Origin of the sequence: Brachybacterium sp. AOP42-C2-15 (assembly GCF_052377065.1) — a bacterium.
Taxonomy (GTDB): Bacteria; Actinomycetota; Actinomycetes; order Actinomycetales; family Dermabacteraceae; genus Brachybacterium.
Genome location: NZ_JBQSWK010000007.1, coordinates 140,915 through 157,423 on the forward strand (window position 1 = coordinate 140,915; position 16,509 = coordinate 157,423).

The window sequence follows — 16,509 nt, forward strand, 5'->3', positions numbered from 1 at the left end:
GTCACTGCCCCTGGACCTGGATCGGCAGCTGGTCCCCCACGGAGACCCCGGCCTCCGCCAGCGACAGCAGCGAGAGGGCGATCTCCACCTCGCTCCGGGGCGCTCGTCCCTCGGTGTAGATGCCGGGCGTCGCGGAGCGGTCCCCGCTGGAGACGGCCAGGCCCAGCTCCTCGCCCTCATCGGTCTCGACGAGATGCCGGGTGGTGACCAGGGCGGTGTGCTCGGCCACGCGGGCGTCGTCGGCGAGCGTGCGGCGGGCGCTCTCGAACCGGTCGGTGCTGTCCTTCCCGGTGTGCGGCAGATCGATGCGCACATCGGCCGCGCCCAGTCCGAAGTACGCGGAGAACTGCGGAGAGGACAGCGTGGTGGCGATCGAGGTGGGCACCATCACCAGCAGGGTGCACACGGCGAAGACCGTGACCAGCAGCGGTGCTGAGCTGCCGCGGCCCAGCAGGGACATCAGCCCCAGGCTCACGCCGACGGGCAGGGGTGAGCGGCGCAGGCGCAGGCGGCCCGGTCCAGCGGCGTCGCCGACCGAGCCGCTCCTGCGCAGCACCTCGAGCGGCCCGATGCGGCGAAGTCGGCGCAGCAAGCCTGCGACCATGGCGAGCACTCCGAGCACCAGCAGCATCGCGGCCAGGGCCGGCACGATCACTACGCGGACTCCCCCGGTCTCGCCGAGGAAGCGGGTCAGCCCCGAGGAGAGCACCCGCTCGAGCGCGATGCTGCCCAGCAGTCCCAGCGCTCCCGCGACTCCGGCGAGGGTGCCGTAGACGAGCAGGTGGAGCGTGCGCACGTCGCGGGCGGAGATCCCGATGGCGGTCATCACCGCGATCTCGCGACGGTCCCGCGCGAGCGCCGTGCGCAGGGCGAGGCGGAGGGTGAGCATCCCGATCACCAGCACCATCCCGGCGGCCAGCAGCACCAGCGCCGCGACCAGGCCCTCGGCGAACACGGTGAACAGTATGAACGCCGAGCGGTCCACCGACGGGCCGGCCGCGGGCAGGCCCGCCTCCTGGTAGGCGGCGCGCACGGTGGTGAGGTCCCGGGAGCGGTCCTGGACCCAGAAGCTGATCAGGTGCTCCCAGGTCCCGGTGTGCTCGGCCACCGCGGCGAGGTCCTCGGCGCTCACCGCGAGCCGCTTGGAACCGGCGATCGCGGGGCCCATGCTTGAATCGCGCAGGAATCCCGCGACCTCGAGGTCCAGGCGGAAGCCGTCCGGGGCGGTGAGAGTCACGGTGGAACCGGCGGCGAGGCCGGAGTCCTCATACAGCAGCGGGAGCCAGATGGTGCCGGGCTCGACATCGATGATCGGGCGGTCCTGCAGGCCCAGCAGCAGATCTCGTTCATGGCTCGGGACCACCAGGGAGTTCTGCTGCACGTTGCTGGACTGGCTGGCCCCGTCGAAGAACAGCTGCGCGCCGTCGATCCCGAGCAGGGGCGTGACCTGGTGGGCGGTGATCTCGGGGCGGTCGGCGGCGAAGTCGGCGATCTCGTCGACATCGACGTCGCCGGTGTGCAGCTGGGCGAGGTGCGGGGCATCGGCCCGCTCGATCAGGGCGTCGCCGCTGCCCACCAGGCGAGTGATCAGGCCGGTGCCGGCGCAGGCGAGCAGGACCGAGAGCATGATCAGTCCGGCCAGCGTCGTCATCACCGCGCGCTCCTCGCGCAGCTTTCCTCTCGCCATCCGCCACAGCACGGTTCCACGACCCTCCGCCGGACGCCGCTCGATGCCGCGCCGATCACCTCACGGTAGGGTCATGCTCCCGTGGTGACCAGTGATTTCAGGGGACCTGGCGGGAGTCTGAGGGGATCCCCCGCCTCCCTGCGGGGGTCAGCGGGAAGGAGCCTGCGGGGGTGGGCCGCTCCCCGTGTCACTGGACCGCTGGGCCGAACAGCGCGCCCAGGGCATACAGGGAGGTCACCCGCTCGGAGTCCCCGGCATCGAGGGCGATGCCGGCGGTCTCCAACAGCACCCCGCGCACCCCGGCGGCCCGAGCGGACTCGACGTCGCCGGGGCGGTCCCCCACCGCGAGGCACTCCTCAGGCGCGAGCGCGTGCCCCGCGAGGAGAGCCAGCACCATCGCCGGATCGGGCTTACGCGCGAAGCCGTCGGGAGCGCAGACCATGTCGTCGACCGGCAGCTCCAGCGCCTCGATGAGCGCAGTGGCGCTCCCCCGCTCCCGATGGGTCGCGACCAAGTTCAGCCCGCCCGCGCGGTGCACGGCCGCGAGCAGCTCATGGGCGCCCGCCATCACCGCCGGCGGATGCTGCTGCCAGTGCACCTTCGTCGCCTCGTAGGCGGTGCGCAGCCGGCGCTCGGGCACCTGGTGCCTGGCGGCGAGGGTGCTGATCGCGTGGGAGCTCGAGATGCGGGTCAGCTGCCCCACCTCGCGGAGCAGCTCCTCACCGGGCTGCGGATCGAGCGCCGATGCGAGGGCGCGGTCCACATCGGGATATGTGTCCACCAGAGTGCCGCCGAGGTCCCAGATCACTGCTCGCATGTCACCAGTCTGTCAGGGAGCGGACTGATTCGTCCCCCGCGCGGCAACCGGTGTTCACTGAACCGGTGCCCCTGCTCGATCAGCTGCTCCAGCTCTCCGCCCTCACGCTCGTGCTGCTCATCGGCGCCGCGTTCGTGGCGGGATGGGTGGATGCTGTCGTCGGCGGCGGTGGGCTGATCCAGCTGCCGGCACTGCTGACCTCCCTGCCGGCCGACGCCTCCACCGGCGCGGTGCTGGGCACGAACAAGGTCGCCTCTGCGGCGGGTACGGCGATCTCCTCCTGGACGTACATCCGCCGGATCACGCCCGTGGCCGCGACCGCTGTGCCGCTGGTGCTGTGCGCCCTCGCGGGGAGCGCCCTCGGCGCGGGCCTGGCCTCGTTCCTCCCCCGGGAGTGGCTCTCGCCCATCGTGCTGCTCGCTCTGCTCGGCGTCGGCACCTACACACTGCTGCGGCCCGCGATGGGGCTCGTGCACGAGCCGCGGCATCAGGGCCGGGCCCATGTGCTGCGCTCGGGCGGAATCGGCGGTGCGGTGGGCGTGTACGACGGCGTCCTGGGGCCCGGGACCGGCACCTTCTTCATCATCGCGATGGTGGCTCTGCTGGGGTACGGCTTCCTCGAGGCGAGCGTCCACGCGAAGCTCGCGAACCTCACCACCAATCTCGGTGCCCTGCTGGTCTTCGGGCTGCAGGGCGAGGTGTGGTGGATCCTCGGAGCGGTGATGGCGCTGGCGAACCTGGCCGGCGGCTACCTCGGTGCCCGGCTCGCGCTCAGGCTCGGCTCACGGTTCGTGCGGGTGGTGTTCCTGGTGGTCACCGGGGCGCTCGCGCTGCGCCTCGCGATCGACTCGGTGGCGCTGGTCACGTGATGTGTCCGCTCAGGATGGAATAGGCCCGCCGCGGACCTCGTTGCAGAAGTAGTCACCCGCGCCGCCTTCCCGCGGCCCGTCGCCTTGGAGGTCAAGATGGATCCGACGACCCTGTTCAGCTACGAGCGTCACGTCGACTCGCGCGCCCTGCGCGGTCGGACCCTGCTCGTCACCCTCGGCGCCTACAGCGATGCCGGCGACGCCCAGCGGCTGGTCGACGATCAGCTGCTGAACGCCCTCTCGAGCCGCGTCGTGGGCCGGCTCGACATGGACCAGGTGTTCGACTACGCGGGACGACGCCCCGAGGTGACCCTCCAGCTCGACCACTTCACGGACTACGAGAAGCCGGAGATCCTCCTGCACGAGGTGACCGCACCGGACGGCGAGACCTTCTTCCTGCTCACCGGTCCGGAGCCGTCGTTCCAGTGGGAACGGGTCGCGAACGCGCTGCGGATCGTGGTCGAGCAGCTCGGCATCGAGCGGACCCTGCTGCTGCAGGGGTTCCCGGCACCAGTCCCCCACACCCGTGAACTCCCCGTGACCCGTTTCGCCGGCGACCCGGACTCCATCACCGTGCGCCGCACCATGCCGGGGACCTTCCGGCTGCGCGCCCCCTTCACCGCGCTGCTGACGATGCGACTCTCCGAAGGTGGCCATGAGGTGGTGGGGCTGACGGTGCACGTCCCTCAGTACCTGCACGAGATGACCTATCCGGACGTGGCGATCGCCCTGCTCGGTGCGATCACCGAGGAGCAGGGACCGGAGCTGCCGCTGGACGCGCTCGAGACCCAGGCCGGGCCGGTGCGCGAGGCGGTGGCGGCACAGATCGACGCTCAGCCCCAGCTGCAGGAGATGGTCCAGGGCCTCGAGAAGCGATTCGATCGGATGATCACCTCCGGTGCCGGCGCCGAAGTCCCCACCGCGGACGCGATCGCCGCGGAGGTCGAGGAGTACCTCGCGAGCTTCGACGCGGAGGGTGAGGACGGCAAGAGCAGCTCGGACCCTGACGGCCCAGGAGCGGCCGACGGCCAGGAGCCCCTGAACGGTCCAGCGAACCCCGGCGATCTCGAGACGCCGAGCGCTTCGGAGACGCCCAGCACGCCGGAGAGTCCCGGCGGGTTGGACTCGCCGAGCGGGCCGGACTCGCCGAACGGACCTGCGGACTCACGGTCCCCGGAGGCCTGAGCAGCGCGTCGCGAAGCGGCGAGCGTCAGCGCAGCGGGAGCCGCTCCCCCGGCGTCTCGTGCGGCAGTCCAGGATCCACCACCGCGGTGACCTGGATGCCGCTGAGGGTGACGTTGCCCGCCAGGGTGGTCATGAAGGCGGTGTCCGCCGCATCCTGACCGGTCGCGATCCGCACCATCGAGGCGCGGGGAGCCAGATGAGTCGCATCGACCACCTGCCACGAATCCTCGACCAGCGCCTCGACCACCAGGTGGAAGTCCATCGGGCTGAGCCCCGGTGCATAGACGGAGGAGCAACGGGCGGGAATCCCGCTCGCGCGCAGCAGCGTCGCGGTGAGATGCGCGTAGTCGCGGCACACCCCCTGACGCGCCAGGTACGTCGAGCGCGCGGAATCCGTGATGGTGCTCGATCCGGGCACATAGTCCAGATGCTCGTGCACCCAGTCGACCACCGCCTGCACGGCGGCATCCCCGGTGCGTTCACCGACGATCTCCGCCGCGATCCGATCGAACTCGTCCACCTCGCAGTATCGCGAGGGCCGCAGATGCAGCACGGCATCCGCCTCGTCGCTCTGCGGCACGGGGGCCTCCCCCACGCCGGTGGCGTCATAGACGAACTCCACTGCGCCCTCCGGGAGGCCGTGCACCAGATGCAGGCGGCTGCCGAAGCGGTCGCGGGTCTCTGTGACGGGGTGGTCGACCCCGTCGGCGAGAACCTGCAGCGACTCCTCCGCAGCAGGAGCATCGGAGACAGCCACCAGCAGGGCGATGTCGGTCCCGGCGGCCACCTCGGCCCTCATCCACGCGCGCACATGTCGTTTCACCCCTTCAGTGTCCAGCATTCGGGCGCCCGGGGCATGCGCGGCCCTCGTCTTTGCCGCCACGTGATCTCCGACATAGAGTTGTGACCCAGCCGTCACCACCGATCCCCCCGGCCCTCACCGTCCGGTTCTAGGAGCAGCAGTGCAGATCTCCGTTCAGCTCTACAGCGTGCGCGAGGCCTTCGCTGCTGACCCCGCGAGCACGCTCCGGCGACTCGCCGAGATCGGCTTCACCACCGTCGAGCCCTACGGGCTCATGGACCATGCGGAGACCCTGCGCACGCTGCTGCCCCAGCACGGGCTGACCGCCCCCTCGGCGCACGTCTCGTTGCTCGGGGCGGAGGATCCCGCCGCGATCTTCGCCACCGCCGCCGCCCTCGGCGTGCAGTCGGTCATCGACCCGCACTGGGACCGCGAGCACTGGGCGCGTGAGGACGACATCAAGGCCACTGCTGAGCGGCTCGGCGAGCTCGCCGGGATCGCTGCCGCGAACGGGGTGCGCGTCGGCTACCACAACCACGACTTCGAAGCCCGCCCGGTGTTCGACGGGCGCTGCGGCCTGGACATCCTGGCCGATCATCTCGACCCTCGCGTCGTGCTCGAGCTGGACACGTTCTGGTCCGCCGTCGGCGGGACCGACCCGGCCGCGCTGCTGAGCCAGCTGGGCCAGCGCATCCAGCTCGTCCATCTCAAGGACGGCCCGCTCCAGGGCGACGTGCGCGATCAGCTCAGTCTCGGCGAGGGCGAGATGGATGTGCCCTCGATCCTCGCGGCCGCCCCCTGGCTCGAGCTCGGGGTGATCGAGTTCGATGGCCACGACGGTGACATCTTCGAGGCTGTCGACCGGTCCTACACCGTGCTGAACCAGTACCTCCGCGAGGTGCAGGCATGAGCCGTAGGACCGGCCCTGTGGGCGTGGGGATCATCGGCGCCGGCGTCATCGCCGCCCAGCACCTCATCCACGTCGTGCAGATGCCCGACATCGACGTGCGGGCCATCGGAGACCTGCGTGCCGAAGCCGCCGCCGCCACTCTCAGACTCGCACCACCGCGACCCGTCATCCTCGACCCCTCCTCCACCACCACCAGCCATCCACGACCTTTCCTCCACGACCCGCTAGTCACCACCCGCCATTCCTGAGAAGGAGCATCACCCCATGTCCCATCCGCACACCCTGTTCACCGGCCAGTGGGCCGACCTCACCCTCGACGAGGTCGCCGAGCTCGCGGCCGGCTGGGGATACGACGGTCTCGAGATCTCGGTCTCGGGCGAGCATCTGGACGCCGCACGCTGGGATGACGAGGAGTACGTCGCCGAGCGGCTGGGAATCCTGGAGAAGCACGGCCTGAAGTGCTGGGCCATCTCCAACCACTTCAAGGGCCAGGCGATCTGCGATGACCCGATCGACTTCCGCCACCAGGCGATCGTGGGCGCCGACGTCTGGGGCGACGGTGACCCCGAAGGCGTCCGTCAGCGCGCCGCGGAGGACATGAAGAACACCGCCCGGCTCGCGCAGAAGCTCGGGGTGAAGACAGTCATCGGCTTCACAGGCTCGAAGATCTGGAAGTACGTGGCGATGTTCCCGCCCGTCTCCCAGGAGGTCATCGACGAGGGCTATCAGGACTTCGCCGATCGCTGGAACCCGATCCTGGACGTCTTCGACGAATGCGGTGTGCGCTTCGCTCACGAGGTCCACCCCTCGGAGATCGCCTACGACTACTGGACCACCCAGCGCACGCTCGAGGCGATCGGCCATCGCGAGGCCTTCGGCCTGAACTGGGATCCCTCGCACTTCATGTGGCAGGAGATCGACCCGGTCTCGTTCATCACCGACTTCGCCGACCGGATCTACCACGTGGACTGCAAGGACGTCCGGGTCCGCACCACGGGGCGCAACACCCGCCTGGGCTCGCACCTGCCCTGGGGTGACCCGCGCCGTGGGTGGGACTTCGTCTCCTTCGGCCGGGGAGATGTGCCCTGGGATGCAGCATTCCGCGCGCTGCGCTCGATCGGCTACGACGGACCGCTCTCGATCGAGTGGGAGGACGCCGGGATGGACCGGCTCCACGGCGCGAAGGAGGCCATCGAGCTGCTGCGCAGCTTGGACTACCCCACCTCTGAGTTCTCCTTCGATGCCGCCTTCTCCCAGGACAGCTGAGATGGCGGAGAGCGCGAGGACTCACGGGACCGAGCGGGAGGACTTCGCAGCGAGCTTCCTCGCGCTCGGCCCCGTGGCGCCGACGATCCTGCCGGGCTGGGATGCCGCCGCGCTGCTGGAGCACCTGCATCTGCGGGAGCGGGCACCGCACCTGATGCTCGCGCACCGGCTGCCGGATCGGTGGGCAGGGCGAGCCCGCTCAGCGCTCGAGCGGTACCGGAGGACTCCCTGGGAGGAGAGGGTGGCGGCTTTCCACGCCGGCCCCGGTCCCCTCTCCCCCATCGGCCGGATCGATGCGCTCAGCGGCCAGGCGGAGCTGCTGATCCATCACGAGGACCTGCGCCGGGCGCAGGACGGCTGGGAGCCGCGGCGCATCTCGGCCGCGCGAGCTGAGGATGCGTGGCGGGCGGTCGGCCTGATGGCACCGCTGGCGATGTCGGTGCAGGCCGATGTCACCCTCGTCTCCCCGCTCGGCGGCAGGCGCCTGCGCGCCCGCCGCTCGGCGGGGAGCCTGCGGGTGCACGGCGAGCCGCTCGAGCTGCTGCTGTGGGTCAGCGGCCGCGACGAGGTCGCCCGGGTGCAGGTCCACGGGGAGCCAGCCGCGCTGCGTGCGCTGCAGGACGGCCGGCGGGGCCTGTAAGGAATGCCCGGAAGGATTGGCCGGCGGGCCCGTGTGGCCAGGTCCCAGCCGCACTCCAGGTCCCAACCGCGCTCGAGGTCTCAGCCGCGCTCGAGCAGGAACAGGCGGGGGTGGTGGCCTTTCTGGAAGAACCGATGCTCCCCCACAGGTCGCCAGCCCGCCGGTGAGGTCTCCAGCACCCGCTGCATCCTGGTGATCTCGTGGGTGAGCACCCCCATGCGCGACTGCGGGGCGGAAAGCTCAGCGGCGCGGCCCAGCAGCGCGGCCAGCAGCTTCTCGTTCGTCTCGTGCTCGCCATGGAGGGTGCCCCAGGGCGGATTGGTCACCAGTCGGGAGAATCCCGGCTCGAGGTCCACCTCCAGCACGTCCCCGACCACCCAGTCCACTTTGCCCTTGCGCCGGGCGGCGCGCTGGTGCTCGCGGGCGGCGTCGATCGCGGCGGGATCCAGATCCACACCGACCGCGCGCGCGGGTGCCACCTCGTGCAGCTGCTCCACCAGGAAGGTGCCGGAGCCGCAGGTCATGTCCAGCAGGGAATCGTCGGCTCTCACCTGGAGCTGATCGAGCACGGTCGCGGCGATGGTCGCGTTCACCGCGCCGGGGTAGTCCACTGTGCGCCAGGCGCGGGTGGCCAGCGGCCGCGGGGTGGTGCGCAGCAGCACCTGCCAGGTTCCGGACGGCGCCCCTCGCCGCACCCGCATGACCAGGTCACCGTCCGCGGCGACCGGCACCCCGGCGAGCTCGGCGACAGCGGTCGCCAGGCGGCGCATATCGGGTGTGTCAGAGCCGGCGGCCTCGAGGCGCAGGCCGTGGAAGCGCATCCGCGGTCGTTGACGGCGCACGTCCTCGAGCAGCTCGCCGAGCCGCTGCTGGACCGAGGTCTCGAGCAGCTCTCGCGGCCGACGGGCCGCGACGGTATGGCTCGTCGAGGCCGCGACCACGCGCCGCAGCGTGCGCACGGCGTCGAGATCCGACGTGCTCAGCACCAGCTCGGTCGGTCCGACCAGCCGTGCGAACCCGAGTCGGCTCGCCTCCTGCAGGGCGCTCGCGCCGCAGCCGTCGAGCACCTCGAGCACCAGTTCGTGGGTGATCTGTCCCATCGATTCCCCCTGATCGGCTGTTCATCGAATGATTCACGCAGGTTACCGCCCGTCGTGGCGTCCGTGCGCAGGTGCTGTCGGTAGACTGCGGAGCGTGTTCATCGTGAGTGTGTGTTCCCTGAAGGGCGGCGTCGGCAAGACGTCCGTGACCCTGGGCCTGGCCTCTGCCGCCCTGCATCAGGGGGTGAATACCCTCGTGGTCGATCTCGACCCGCAAGGGGACTCGACCCTCGGACTGCTCGGTGAGCCGGCGAGCACGCTGGACATCGCCGAGGTGCTGTCCTCCCCGCGCACCGAGACCATCGACCGGGCCATCATCGAGACGCCCTGGGCGGCCGGGGCGGCCTCCCACCTGGACATCATCCCGGGCTCGAGCCGTTCGGCAGTCATGGACTCCCCCGCGCCGACCCCCAAGGACGTGCGCCGCCTGCATCAGGCCCTCGACAAGCGCTCGCACCAGTACGACATCGTGCTGATCGACTGCCCGCCGTCGCTGAACGGGCTCACGCAGATGGCGCTGGCGGCTTCCGACCGCTCCCTGGTGGTCGCTGAGCCCGGGTTCTTCGCGGTGACCGCCGCGGACCGGGCCCTGAAGCTCGCCACCGAGATGCATGCCGACGGCGTCGCCCCCCGACTGCAGCCGCTGGGCCTGGTGGTGAACCGCTACCGTCCGCGCTCGGTCGAGCATCAGTACCGGCTCGCGGAGCTGCGTGAGCTGTTCGGCGATGCCGTGCTCGAACCAGTCATCGAGGAGCGCGTCGGGCTTCAGCAGGCCCAGGGCGGCGCCGTGCCGCTGCACCGCTACGAGGGCGCGTCCGGCAAACGTCTCACGGAGGACTTCGACGCGCTGCTGGCCACGGTGATGGACTCGCGCCAGAACTCCTGACCGCCGGTCGGGACCCGAGGCGCAGAGGCCTCTGCGTCGCTGCCCGGTTGTGGTCCCTGCTCGCCTGCTCGTCGCTCCCCTGCAGGTCCTGAGACACAGCAGGTTTCAGCGCACGCGCATCGGATCAGCAGCATCGGCACAGCAGAGCGGCGAGTCCCTTCCCAGGACTCGCCGTTCTGCTGTGCGACTGTGGTGTGTGGGCTGGCTCAACCAGCCTGGCGGGAGCGGCGCCGAGCGGCCAGCTCGTCCTGGAGCGCGAGTGCGGCATCGTCCGCGGGGTTGACACCCGGCAGGCCCAGCAGGTCGTTCTCCACCTCGCGCCAGACTCGGCCGACCGCGATGCCGAACACGCCCTGGCCGCCCTGGACCAGGTCGAAGATGTCCTCGGCGGAGGTGCATTCGTAGACGGAGGCGCCATCGCTCATCAGGGTGATGCCTGCGAGATCGTCGATCCCGCGCTCACGCAGCGCACTGACGGCGACGCGGATCTGCTGGAGGGAGACGCCGGTGTCGAGCAGGCGCTTGACGACCTTCAGCACCAGGATGTCGCGGAAGCCGTAGAGACGCTGACTGCCGGAGCCGTGGGCGGCGCGGACGCCTGGCTCCACGAGACCGGTGCGGGCCCAGTAGTCGAGCTGGCGGTAGGTGATGCCGGCGGCCTTGCATGCGGCAGGGCCGCGATATCCGAGCTCGCCCGGCGTATCCACGATGTCGTCGAAGAGCACGCCCTGGGCGGGCTCTGCGGGGACGGTGGACTGCTCAGTGCGATCATCGCCAACGGCGTTCACGGCTACCTCCGGGTTCAGGCTCTCCGAGGGGGAAGGGTGAGAGCACCTGCTCAGAGTAGCGCGAAGTGCCCGCCGGCCGACAGCAACGCGCCGCCCGAAGGTCACGGAGAGGTGACGGCCCCCTGCTGGTCAGCGATCCCGGAGCGCGGTCCGCAGCACAGCCCCGTGCAGTGTGATCATCGATTCGCCCAGGTCACGAGCAAAATCCTCAGCTTCTCCGCGTGCCGCAGAGTCGCCGGGACGCGAACGCGGGCTGGCGACAGAGCGGATCATGTGCGCCTGCCGCTCCGCTGCGGTGCGCAGCATCACCAGGTGGCGCGGATGCAGGCCCTCCTCGGCGAGATCCCGGGCCGCCCCGACGAGCTCCAGCTCGGTGGAGCCGTAGAAGAGAGCGCCATCACCGAGCAGTCCGTACTGCTCGAGCTCGGCGAGGAACTCCTCCTCGACGGACGCCTCACGAGCGAGCCCTCGCCGGTCCAGACGCACCGCCTGGAGCGACGCGGTGGGGCCGGGGCGGGAGGCGATGGACGTGACCTCGGAGTCGACGCCGTGCTCGAGCAGGTGCTCCTTGATGACCTTGAGCGGCCAGAAGCGGTCCCGCTGGGCCCGCAGCACGAAGCGCAGACGGTCCACGTCCTCACGGCTGTACTTGCGATAGCCGGCGGCGCTGCGGTCCGGGGAGATCAGACCCTCGGACTCCAGGTAGTGCAGCTTGGAGTGCGCGAGGTCCGGGAACTCATCGCGCAACATCTCGAGCACCTGCCCGATGCTCAGTCGCGCTGCGCCCGAGGAGCTCGGCCTGCGCGCGGCGGAGGCCGACATCAGGTCAGGCCGTCCCGTGGAACAGGTGATAGGTCAATCGGTACTTGCCGATCTGGACTTCCTGGCCGGCCTGGAGGCGAGCTTCGTCGACCCGGTCCTTGCCCACATATGTTCCGTTGAGAGAGCCGAGATCCCGGACCAGGAAGCCATCGCCATCACGCACGAAGGCGGCATGCTTGCGGGAGACCGTCACGTCGTCGAGGAAGATCTCGCTCTTGGGGTGACGTCCCGCGATGGTGGTCTCGGAATCCAGCAGGAAGCGGGCGCCGAGATTCGGGCCCTTCTGCACGATCAGCAGCGCACTGCGCGGGGGCAGGTTCTCGATCGCCCTGCGGTCCTGGGACGAGAGACCGGGCTCGGTCTCCTCCAGGGGATCGTTGGGCGAGATCGCACTCAGCTTCGATGTGTGGTCGAGATTCTCGTCGTTCCACTCGGTGTTCCCTGACACCGCGCACCCCTTCCTGGCCTGCAACGGACCCTGCGCAATGGGCGCGCAGGATTCGGCTCCACCATCCTCGCACGCGAATCGCCCTGCAGGGGACCTTCCAGGCGGGGAGACGCCAAGAATTGACGATCACTTGACCACTCGGGAGTGTTCGGGGTCCTTCAGCGCGACGGTGGCTTCCACCCGGACCGCGTCGTCGGCGGTCGCCGCGAGCGTTCCGCCGTCGCCTGCGACCGAGTCCGCCGCCCCGCCCGGGATCCGCAGCGCCGGCTCCATCACGGAGGGGTCCCCGATAGCTCGGATCTCATAGGGCGCTTCGATCGGCGTTCCGTCCACCAGCAAGCCGCCTGCGGGGGCGGTGGTGATCGAACTCGAGGCGATCACCCGCACATCCTCGATCTGGATCACCTCTGCCCCGGCATTGCGCAGCTCCTGGATCACTCCCAGGAGCGTGGACGCGCGCAGCTCGCCGTTCGGATCGGCGATCGAGACCACCACTCCCCGGCCCTTGGCCGGGGCGGTCCCGGCGAGGATCTCGAGGTCCTCCAGCCGCTCCTCGGCCGCATTCTGCGCCGCGACGTCATCCTCCTGGCCGGAGCGCAGCGCCTCCAGGGTGCGATCGAGCTCCGCGTTCTCGACCTCGAGATCGGCGGCGTGCCTCCCCGACTCATCCAGCAGGCGCACCAGCTCCTGCTGGCTCGCGCCCTCGAGGGACTCATCGCCCTGCCGCACCTGGGCGGCGATCGAGAGCCCCAGCAGCAGGCACAGCAGCCCCACGATCAGCTGGGAGAGATTCGCCTGCGGGCGGAGGGTGTCGCGCAGCCGACGCCAGACCAGCTTCTGCTGCGTCGGGGAGTCGGGAGTGCGGGTGCCGTCGCTCATGACCGGAACAGCAGACGTCTGATCGCTGCCGCGTTCGAGAAGATGCGGATCCCGAGCACCACGATCACGGCGGTCGAGAGCTGCGAGCCGACTCCGAGCTGATCGCCCAGGAAGACCAGGAACGAGGCGATCAGCACGTTGAACAGGAACGAGGTGATGAAGACGTGGGAGTCGAAGGCGCCGTCGAGGCTCGCCCGCAGGCCGCCGGCGAGGGTGTCCAGGGCCGCCACCACCGCGATCGGGAGATAGGGCTGGAGCACAGCGGGGACATCGGGTTGGACGACGACGCCGAGCACGATGCCCAGCACCAGTCCGAGAATGGCGATCATGGGGACTCCTCCTCGGCGCCGCTGCCGGCGGTCGATGATTGGTTCGAGCTGGGGGTCGGCGGGGTGTCCGGGGCGCCCTGGGTCTCGTCGTCGAGCACCGAGGCCTCCTGGAGGATGCCCACCGCGCGCGCCGGAACGGTGAGCTCCTCGCCATCCTCCCAGGACATCCGGATTCCGAAACGGGTCGAGATCTCCGTGAGGTATTCGCCGGTCTCAGCCTCGAGCACCCCGGAGTGCAGCTGCTCGGAGTCGCCGAGCGCCGTGATCCGGTATGGCGGAGACAGGGGGCGGAAGTCGACCAGGACCGCGGAGCCCGCGGTCCGGATCGCGGTGGTGCTGGTGATGCGCTGGCCGTTGATGGCGATGGCCTCCGCGCCGGCGGCCCACAGTCCGTTCACGGCGATCTGCAGGTCACCGTCGGTCACCCGGTTCACGGTGCCGGCACCGCCGCCGGGGCTCGACGGCAGCGGAGCGGAGTCCTCGAGCTCCAGGACCGTTCCCGGGCCGCTCAGCGGCACTCCTCCCCCGGCCTGCTCGTAGCTGGCCAGGCGCTCTGACGCGCCGGCGTCGGTGCTGTCGAGGACGGTCCCTTGGGCGTCGGCGATCTGTGCCTCCAGCTCGGCCTGGCGCTCCTCCAGCTGCTCGGCCTCGGCCCGAGTCTCGAGGACCTCCTGCTCGAGCAGGGCGCGCGGGCCGTCCGCCGCGCCGGCCTCGTGGCGCAGATCCAGCACCGAGACGGCGACTGCGAAGCCCAGCGCCAGTGCCAGCAGCAGGGTCACCCCCCGCATGATCCGGTTGTCAGGCGGCGCGGCCTCGGCAGCCGGGTGATCGTCCTTGCGCAGAGTGTCCACGCCGTACGGGTCCGCAGTGAGTGCGCGCAGCAGCGAGGTCGGCGAGTACGGGGTCTCGCCGTGCGGGGTCTCATGCTCGCGTTCGCGCATGTCAGCAGTCTAGGAGCGGCAGCAGTGCGGAGCCGTCAGACCCGCGGGACATCCAGCTGCTCACCGAGCAGGGCCGAGAAGTCCGTGCGGCCGGCATCTGGCGTCTCGGGCGCGCTCGCCTGGACCAGGTATCTGCTCACGGTGGCGGAGAAAGGTCCCTTCCGCACCTGCGCCTGGAGGTGTTCGAGCATGTCCCGGTAGCCGTCGACATCGAAGTCCTCCGGGGCATCCCAGGGGGCCCGGCGCAGGTAGCGCAGGAAGGTCGGCACATCGTCGAACTCGAAGTGGCCGTGGAAGGTGTCTGAACGGTCCACGCGCAGGCCGGCTCTGGTGAGTGCGTGGACCGTGCCCTCGAGAGTCTCCTCTTCCTTCGGATCATCCATGCCGAACAGCTCGCGGATCTCGTGGCCGTCGTCTCCGCCCACCTGCTGGGTGAGGAAGGTGCCGCCGGGGCGGAGCAGCCGGGCGACGTCCGTCGCGTCGAAGGCTCCATGACGGTTCAGCACCAGTCCGAAGGCGGCGTCGGCGAAGGGCAGGCGCGATCCGGCGGCTTCCGGGTCGTGCTCGTGGACCTCGATGCCCAGCGGCGTCAGGCGCTCCCGGGCGGCAGGCAGGTGGGAGGCCCGTCCCTCGGTCGCGGTCGTCCCCTCCGGCAGCACATCCGCGAGGGAGGCGAGCACCTCTCCCCTGCCGGTGCCCAGGTCCAGCACCCGGTCCGCCATCGGGGCGAGGTTCTCCACCAGGGTGCGCCACCGCCACGGCGGCTCCGTCTCCCGAAAGCCGGCGAGGGCGGAGACGTCCCACCCCGTCGGCTGCTCCGCGAGGGCCTCTCGCCAGCGCTGCAACTGCTGCTCGTCGGTCATCATCGATCCTCCTGCGCGTCGGGTCCCGCTGGGTGGATGGTCTCGGCCATGGCGGGGGCACGGCCTGCGCCCACTATCGCATCCGCGTCCTCGCGGGCGGGTACGGCGCAGGTGCCGCAGGTCACGCACCTCCCGATTGGCTCCTAGGGGCTTGCTCGGGGTACTGTGATCCTCGGTCCTCCGGTGACGGAGGATCACGCAAGATCTCGGGCTGTGGCGCAGCTTGGTAGCGCACTTGACTGGGGGTCAAGGGGTCGCAGGTTCAAATCCTGTCAGCCCGACAAATGCCCTGGTGAGAACAAGTTTCTCGCCAGGGCGTTGTCTTTTTGGCGGCGATGTGACCGCTAGAGTCGCGCCGGCTGGAGACCGCACGAGCCTCGGGGTCACCATCACGACGGCGATCGACGTTCGAGTGCCGCACTCGGACCAGGGGCACGCGGGGCGAGCACAGAACGGGGCCGGCTGGTGGCCAGGGCCAGGGTCTCCCCCAGGTTCTCTCGTCGCCGCGACTCAAGACCAGGCAGGCCGGCTCGCCCGTCGCAAGGCTGCCCTTCCCGTCGGAGCTCACACGTGGGGAAGAACTGCGGCAGTGTCGGCGCGGCCACTCTCGGCTGCCGGGGCATCGATAGCGCTGCGCCCTCACGGGTCATCCACCGGGTCACCTTCCACGTACGCCTCGAAGTGCCCCTGCACCGCGGCTACCCGTCAGGGCGAACAGGACCCACGCCGCGGTGGGAAGCCATCCCGCTGCACCGAAACGCATATTTGGCCGTGCGGGCACCATCTGCGGAGTGCTCAAGTTCTATGCGTCAAGCTCCTCCAGCTGATTGCTGAAGAGGTGTCCGGCTCTCTGTTGATGGGTTTCGTGTGACACGTGAACTCAATGTCCGATAATGGCTGTTACCGGACATTGAACGATTCCGGGGTACCAGTATCTGTGCAGTCCACAGTTCCTTGCATCCACCGCCAATCATGCAGCGGCCACATTCCGAGTAGCGCTCACTTCCCGGGCATCGTGCACAATCTGCGTGCCACTCGAAATGACGATTCGGGTATGGAATGCTTTGTTGAAGCCGACCGTCCGCAGCACCAAACCGAATCCCGACGAGCAGATCCCCGTGGCCCTCGCCGCGCGCATCGCCGACATCGACCGATCCTCCCTCGCGCACCTGGTCGATCACGGGCTGATAACCGGCTCTTCGCGGTTCATGGTGAATGACCCTGCTGTAGCGGGTATTCACGCTACGGTTCTCGCGGCGCTGGTCAGCAGGATACGC

General features: G+C 69.9%; 19 protein-coding genes and 1 tRNA gene. 9 read left to right on the forward strand and 11 right to left on the reverse strand.

Features of this window, described 5'->3' with window-relative positions:
- Position 1: 1 nt before the first annotated feature.
- Complete coding sequence (locus tag ACT3SQ_RS06000) at positions 2–1,651, reverse strand: ABC transporter permease (protein WP_441445575.1); 1,650 nt, start codon at positions 1,649–1,651, stop codon at positions 2–4.
- A 223-nt stretch (positions 1,652–1,874) separates the two neighbouring features.
- Positions 1,875–2,504 (reverse strand): HAD-IA family hydrolase, encoded by a 630-nt coding sequence (locus tag ACT3SQ_RS06005; protein ID WP_444600930.1) that lies wholly within the window; start codon positions 2,502–2,504, stop codon positions 1,875–1,877.
- Between the two features lie 65 nt (positions 2,505–2,569).
- On the opposite strand from ACT3SQ_RS06005, the gene ACT3SQ_RS06010 reads away from it, so the two are divergent.
- Both ACT3SQ_RS06010 and ACT3SQ_RS06015 read left to right on the forward strand, forming a co-directional pair.
- Positions 2,570–3,373, forward strand: coding sequence for a TSUP family transporter (locus tag ACT3SQ_RS06010; protein ID WP_441445573.1), 804 nt, complete (start codon positions 2,570–2,572; stop codon positions 3,371–3,373).
- Between the two features lie 96 nt (positions 3,374–3,469).
- Positions 3,470–4,558 (forward strand): PAC2 family protein, encoded by a 1,089-nt coding sequence (locus tag ACT3SQ_RS06015; protein WP_441445572.1) that lies wholly within the window; start codon positions 3,470–3,472, stop codon positions 4,556–4,558.
- Positions 4,559–4,583: 25 nt separating this feature from the next.
- On the opposite strand, the gene ACT3SQ_RS06020 is transcribed toward ACT3SQ_RS06015, so the two are convergent.
- Positions 4,584–5,381 carry a transglutaminase-like domain-containing protein gene (locus tag ACT3SQ_RS06020; protein WP_441445571.1) on the reverse strand — a complete coding sequence of 266 codons (798 nt, stop codon included), beginning with the start codon at positions 5,379–5,381 and terminating at the stop codon, positions 4,584–4,586.
- Between the two features lie 139 nt (positions 5,382–5,520).
- Here ACT3SQ_RS06020 and ACT3SQ_RS06025 point away from each other — a divergent pair, with 139 nt between their 5' ends.
- Genes ACT3SQ_RS06025 through ACT3SQ_RS06040 form a run of 4 tightly spaced genes read left to right on the forward strand, consistent with a single transcriptional unit; the run spans position 5,521 to position 8,176 of the window.
- Positions 5,521–6,270, forward strand: coding sequence for a sugar phosphate isomerase/epimerase family protein (locus tag ACT3SQ_RS06025; protein WP_441445570.1), 750 nt, complete (start codon positions 5,521–5,523; stop codon positions 6,268–6,270).
- Positions 6,267–6,518, forward strand: coding sequence for a hypothetical protein (locus tag ACT3SQ_RS06030; RefSeq protein WP_441445569.1), 252 nt, complete (start codon positions 6,267–6,269; stop codon positions 6,516–6,518). The genes ACT3SQ_RS06025 and ACT3SQ_RS06030 overlap by 4 nt, the downstream gene beginning before the upstream one ends.
- A gap of 16 nt (positions 6,519–6,534) precedes the next feature.
- The gene (locus ACT3SQ_RS06035) at positions 6,535–7,536 is read left to right on the forward strand and encodes a sugar phosphate isomerase/epimerase family protein (protein WP_441445568.1); all 1,002 of its coding nucleotides are present in this window, start codon (positions 6,535–6,537) and stop codon (positions 7,534–7,536) included.
- A 1-nt stretch (position 7,537) separates the two neighbouring features.
- Complete coding sequence (locus tag ACT3SQ_RS06040) at positions 7,538–8,176, forward strand: TIGR03085 family metal-binding protein (protein WP_441445567.1); 639 nt, start codon at positions 7,538–7,540, stop codon at positions 8,174–8,176.
- Positions 8,177–8,256: 80 nt separating this feature from the next.
- On the opposite strand, the gene ACT3SQ_RS06045 is transcribed toward ACT3SQ_RS06040, so the two are convergent.
- Positions 8,257–9,276, reverse strand: a complete 1,020-nt coding sequence (locus ACT3SQ_RS06045; protein WP_441445566.1) for a methyltransferase — start codon at positions 9,274–9,276, stop codon at positions 8,257–8,259.
- A gap of 94 nt (positions 9,277–9,370) precedes the next feature.
- Here ACT3SQ_RS06045 and ACT3SQ_RS06050 point away from each other — a divergent pair, with 94 nt between their 5' ends.
- Positions 9,371–10,162 carry a ParA family protein gene (locus tag ACT3SQ_RS06050; RefSeq protein WP_441445565.1) on the forward strand — a complete coding sequence of 264 codons (792 nt, stop codon included), beginning with the start codon at positions 9,371–9,373 and terminating at the stop codon, positions 10,160–10,162.
- Positions 10,163–10,368: 206 nt separating this feature from the next.
- Here ACT3SQ_RS06050 and ACT3SQ_RS06055 read toward each other — a convergent pair whose 3' ends face one another.
- From ACT3SQ_RS06055 to ACT3SQ_RS06085, 7 genes are all read right to left on the reverse strand, one after another.
- Positions 10,369–10,950, reverse strand: coding sequence for a MerR family transcriptional regulator (locus tag ACT3SQ_RS06055; RefSeq protein ID WP_441445564.1), 582 nt, complete (start codon positions 10,948–10,950; stop codon positions 10,369–10,371).
- Between the two features lie 129 nt (positions 10,951–11,079).
- Positions 11,080–11,772, reverse strand: a complete 693-nt coding sequence (gene ftsR / locus ACT3SQ_RS06060; RefSeq protein WP_441445563.1) for a transcriptional regulator FtsR — start codon at positions 11,770–11,772, stop codon at positions 11,080–11,082.
- Positions 11,773–11,776: 4 nt separating this feature from the next.
- Entirely contained in the window at positions 11,777–12,220 is a 444-nt protein-coding gene (locus tag ACT3SQ_RS06065) for an FHA domain-containing protein (RefSeq protein WP_441445562.1), read from the reverse strand.
- A 126-nt stretch (positions 12,221–12,346) separates the two neighbouring features.
- Positions 12,347–13,099: a DUF881 domain-containing protein gene (locus ACT3SQ_RS06070; protein WP_441445561.1), complete on the reverse strand. Its 753-nt coding sequence runs from the start codon at positions 13,097–13,099 to the stop codon at positions 12,347–12,349.
- Positions 13,096–13,428 (reverse strand): small basic family protein, encoded by a 333-nt coding sequence (locus ACT3SQ_RS06075; RefSeq protein ID WP_441445560.1) that lies wholly within the window; start codon positions 13,426–13,428, stop codon positions 13,096–13,098. The genes ACT3SQ_RS06070 and ACT3SQ_RS06075 overlap by 4 nt, the downstream gene beginning before the upstream one ends.
- Positions 13,425–14,369, reverse strand: coding sequence for a DUF881 domain-containing protein (locus tag ACT3SQ_RS06080; RefSeq protein WP_441445559.1), 945 nt, complete (start codon positions 14,367–14,369; stop codon positions 13,425–13,427). The genes ACT3SQ_RS06075 and ACT3SQ_RS06080 overlap by 4 nt, the downstream gene beginning before the upstream one ends.
- A gap of 35 nt (positions 14,370–14,404) precedes the next feature.
- The gene (locus ACT3SQ_RS06085; RefSeq protein ID WP_441445558.1) at positions 14,405–15,235 is read right to left on the reverse strand and encodes a class I SAM-dependent methyltransferase; all 831 of its coding nucleotides are present in this window, start codon (positions 15,233–15,235) and stop codon (positions 14,405–14,407) included.
- A 204-nt stretch (positions 15,236–15,439) separates the two neighbouring features.
- Here ACT3SQ_RS06085 and ACT3SQ_RS06090 point away from each other — a divergent pair.
- Positions 15,440–15,513: transfer RNA gene (locus ACT3SQ_RS06090), tRNA-Pro, on the forward strand.
- Between the two features lie 747 nt (positions 15,514–16,260).
- Positions 16,261–16,509 (forward strand): hypothetical protein (locus tag ACT3SQ_RS06095; RefSeq protein WP_444600931.1); only part of this gene is annotated, 249 nt, incomplete at its 3' end.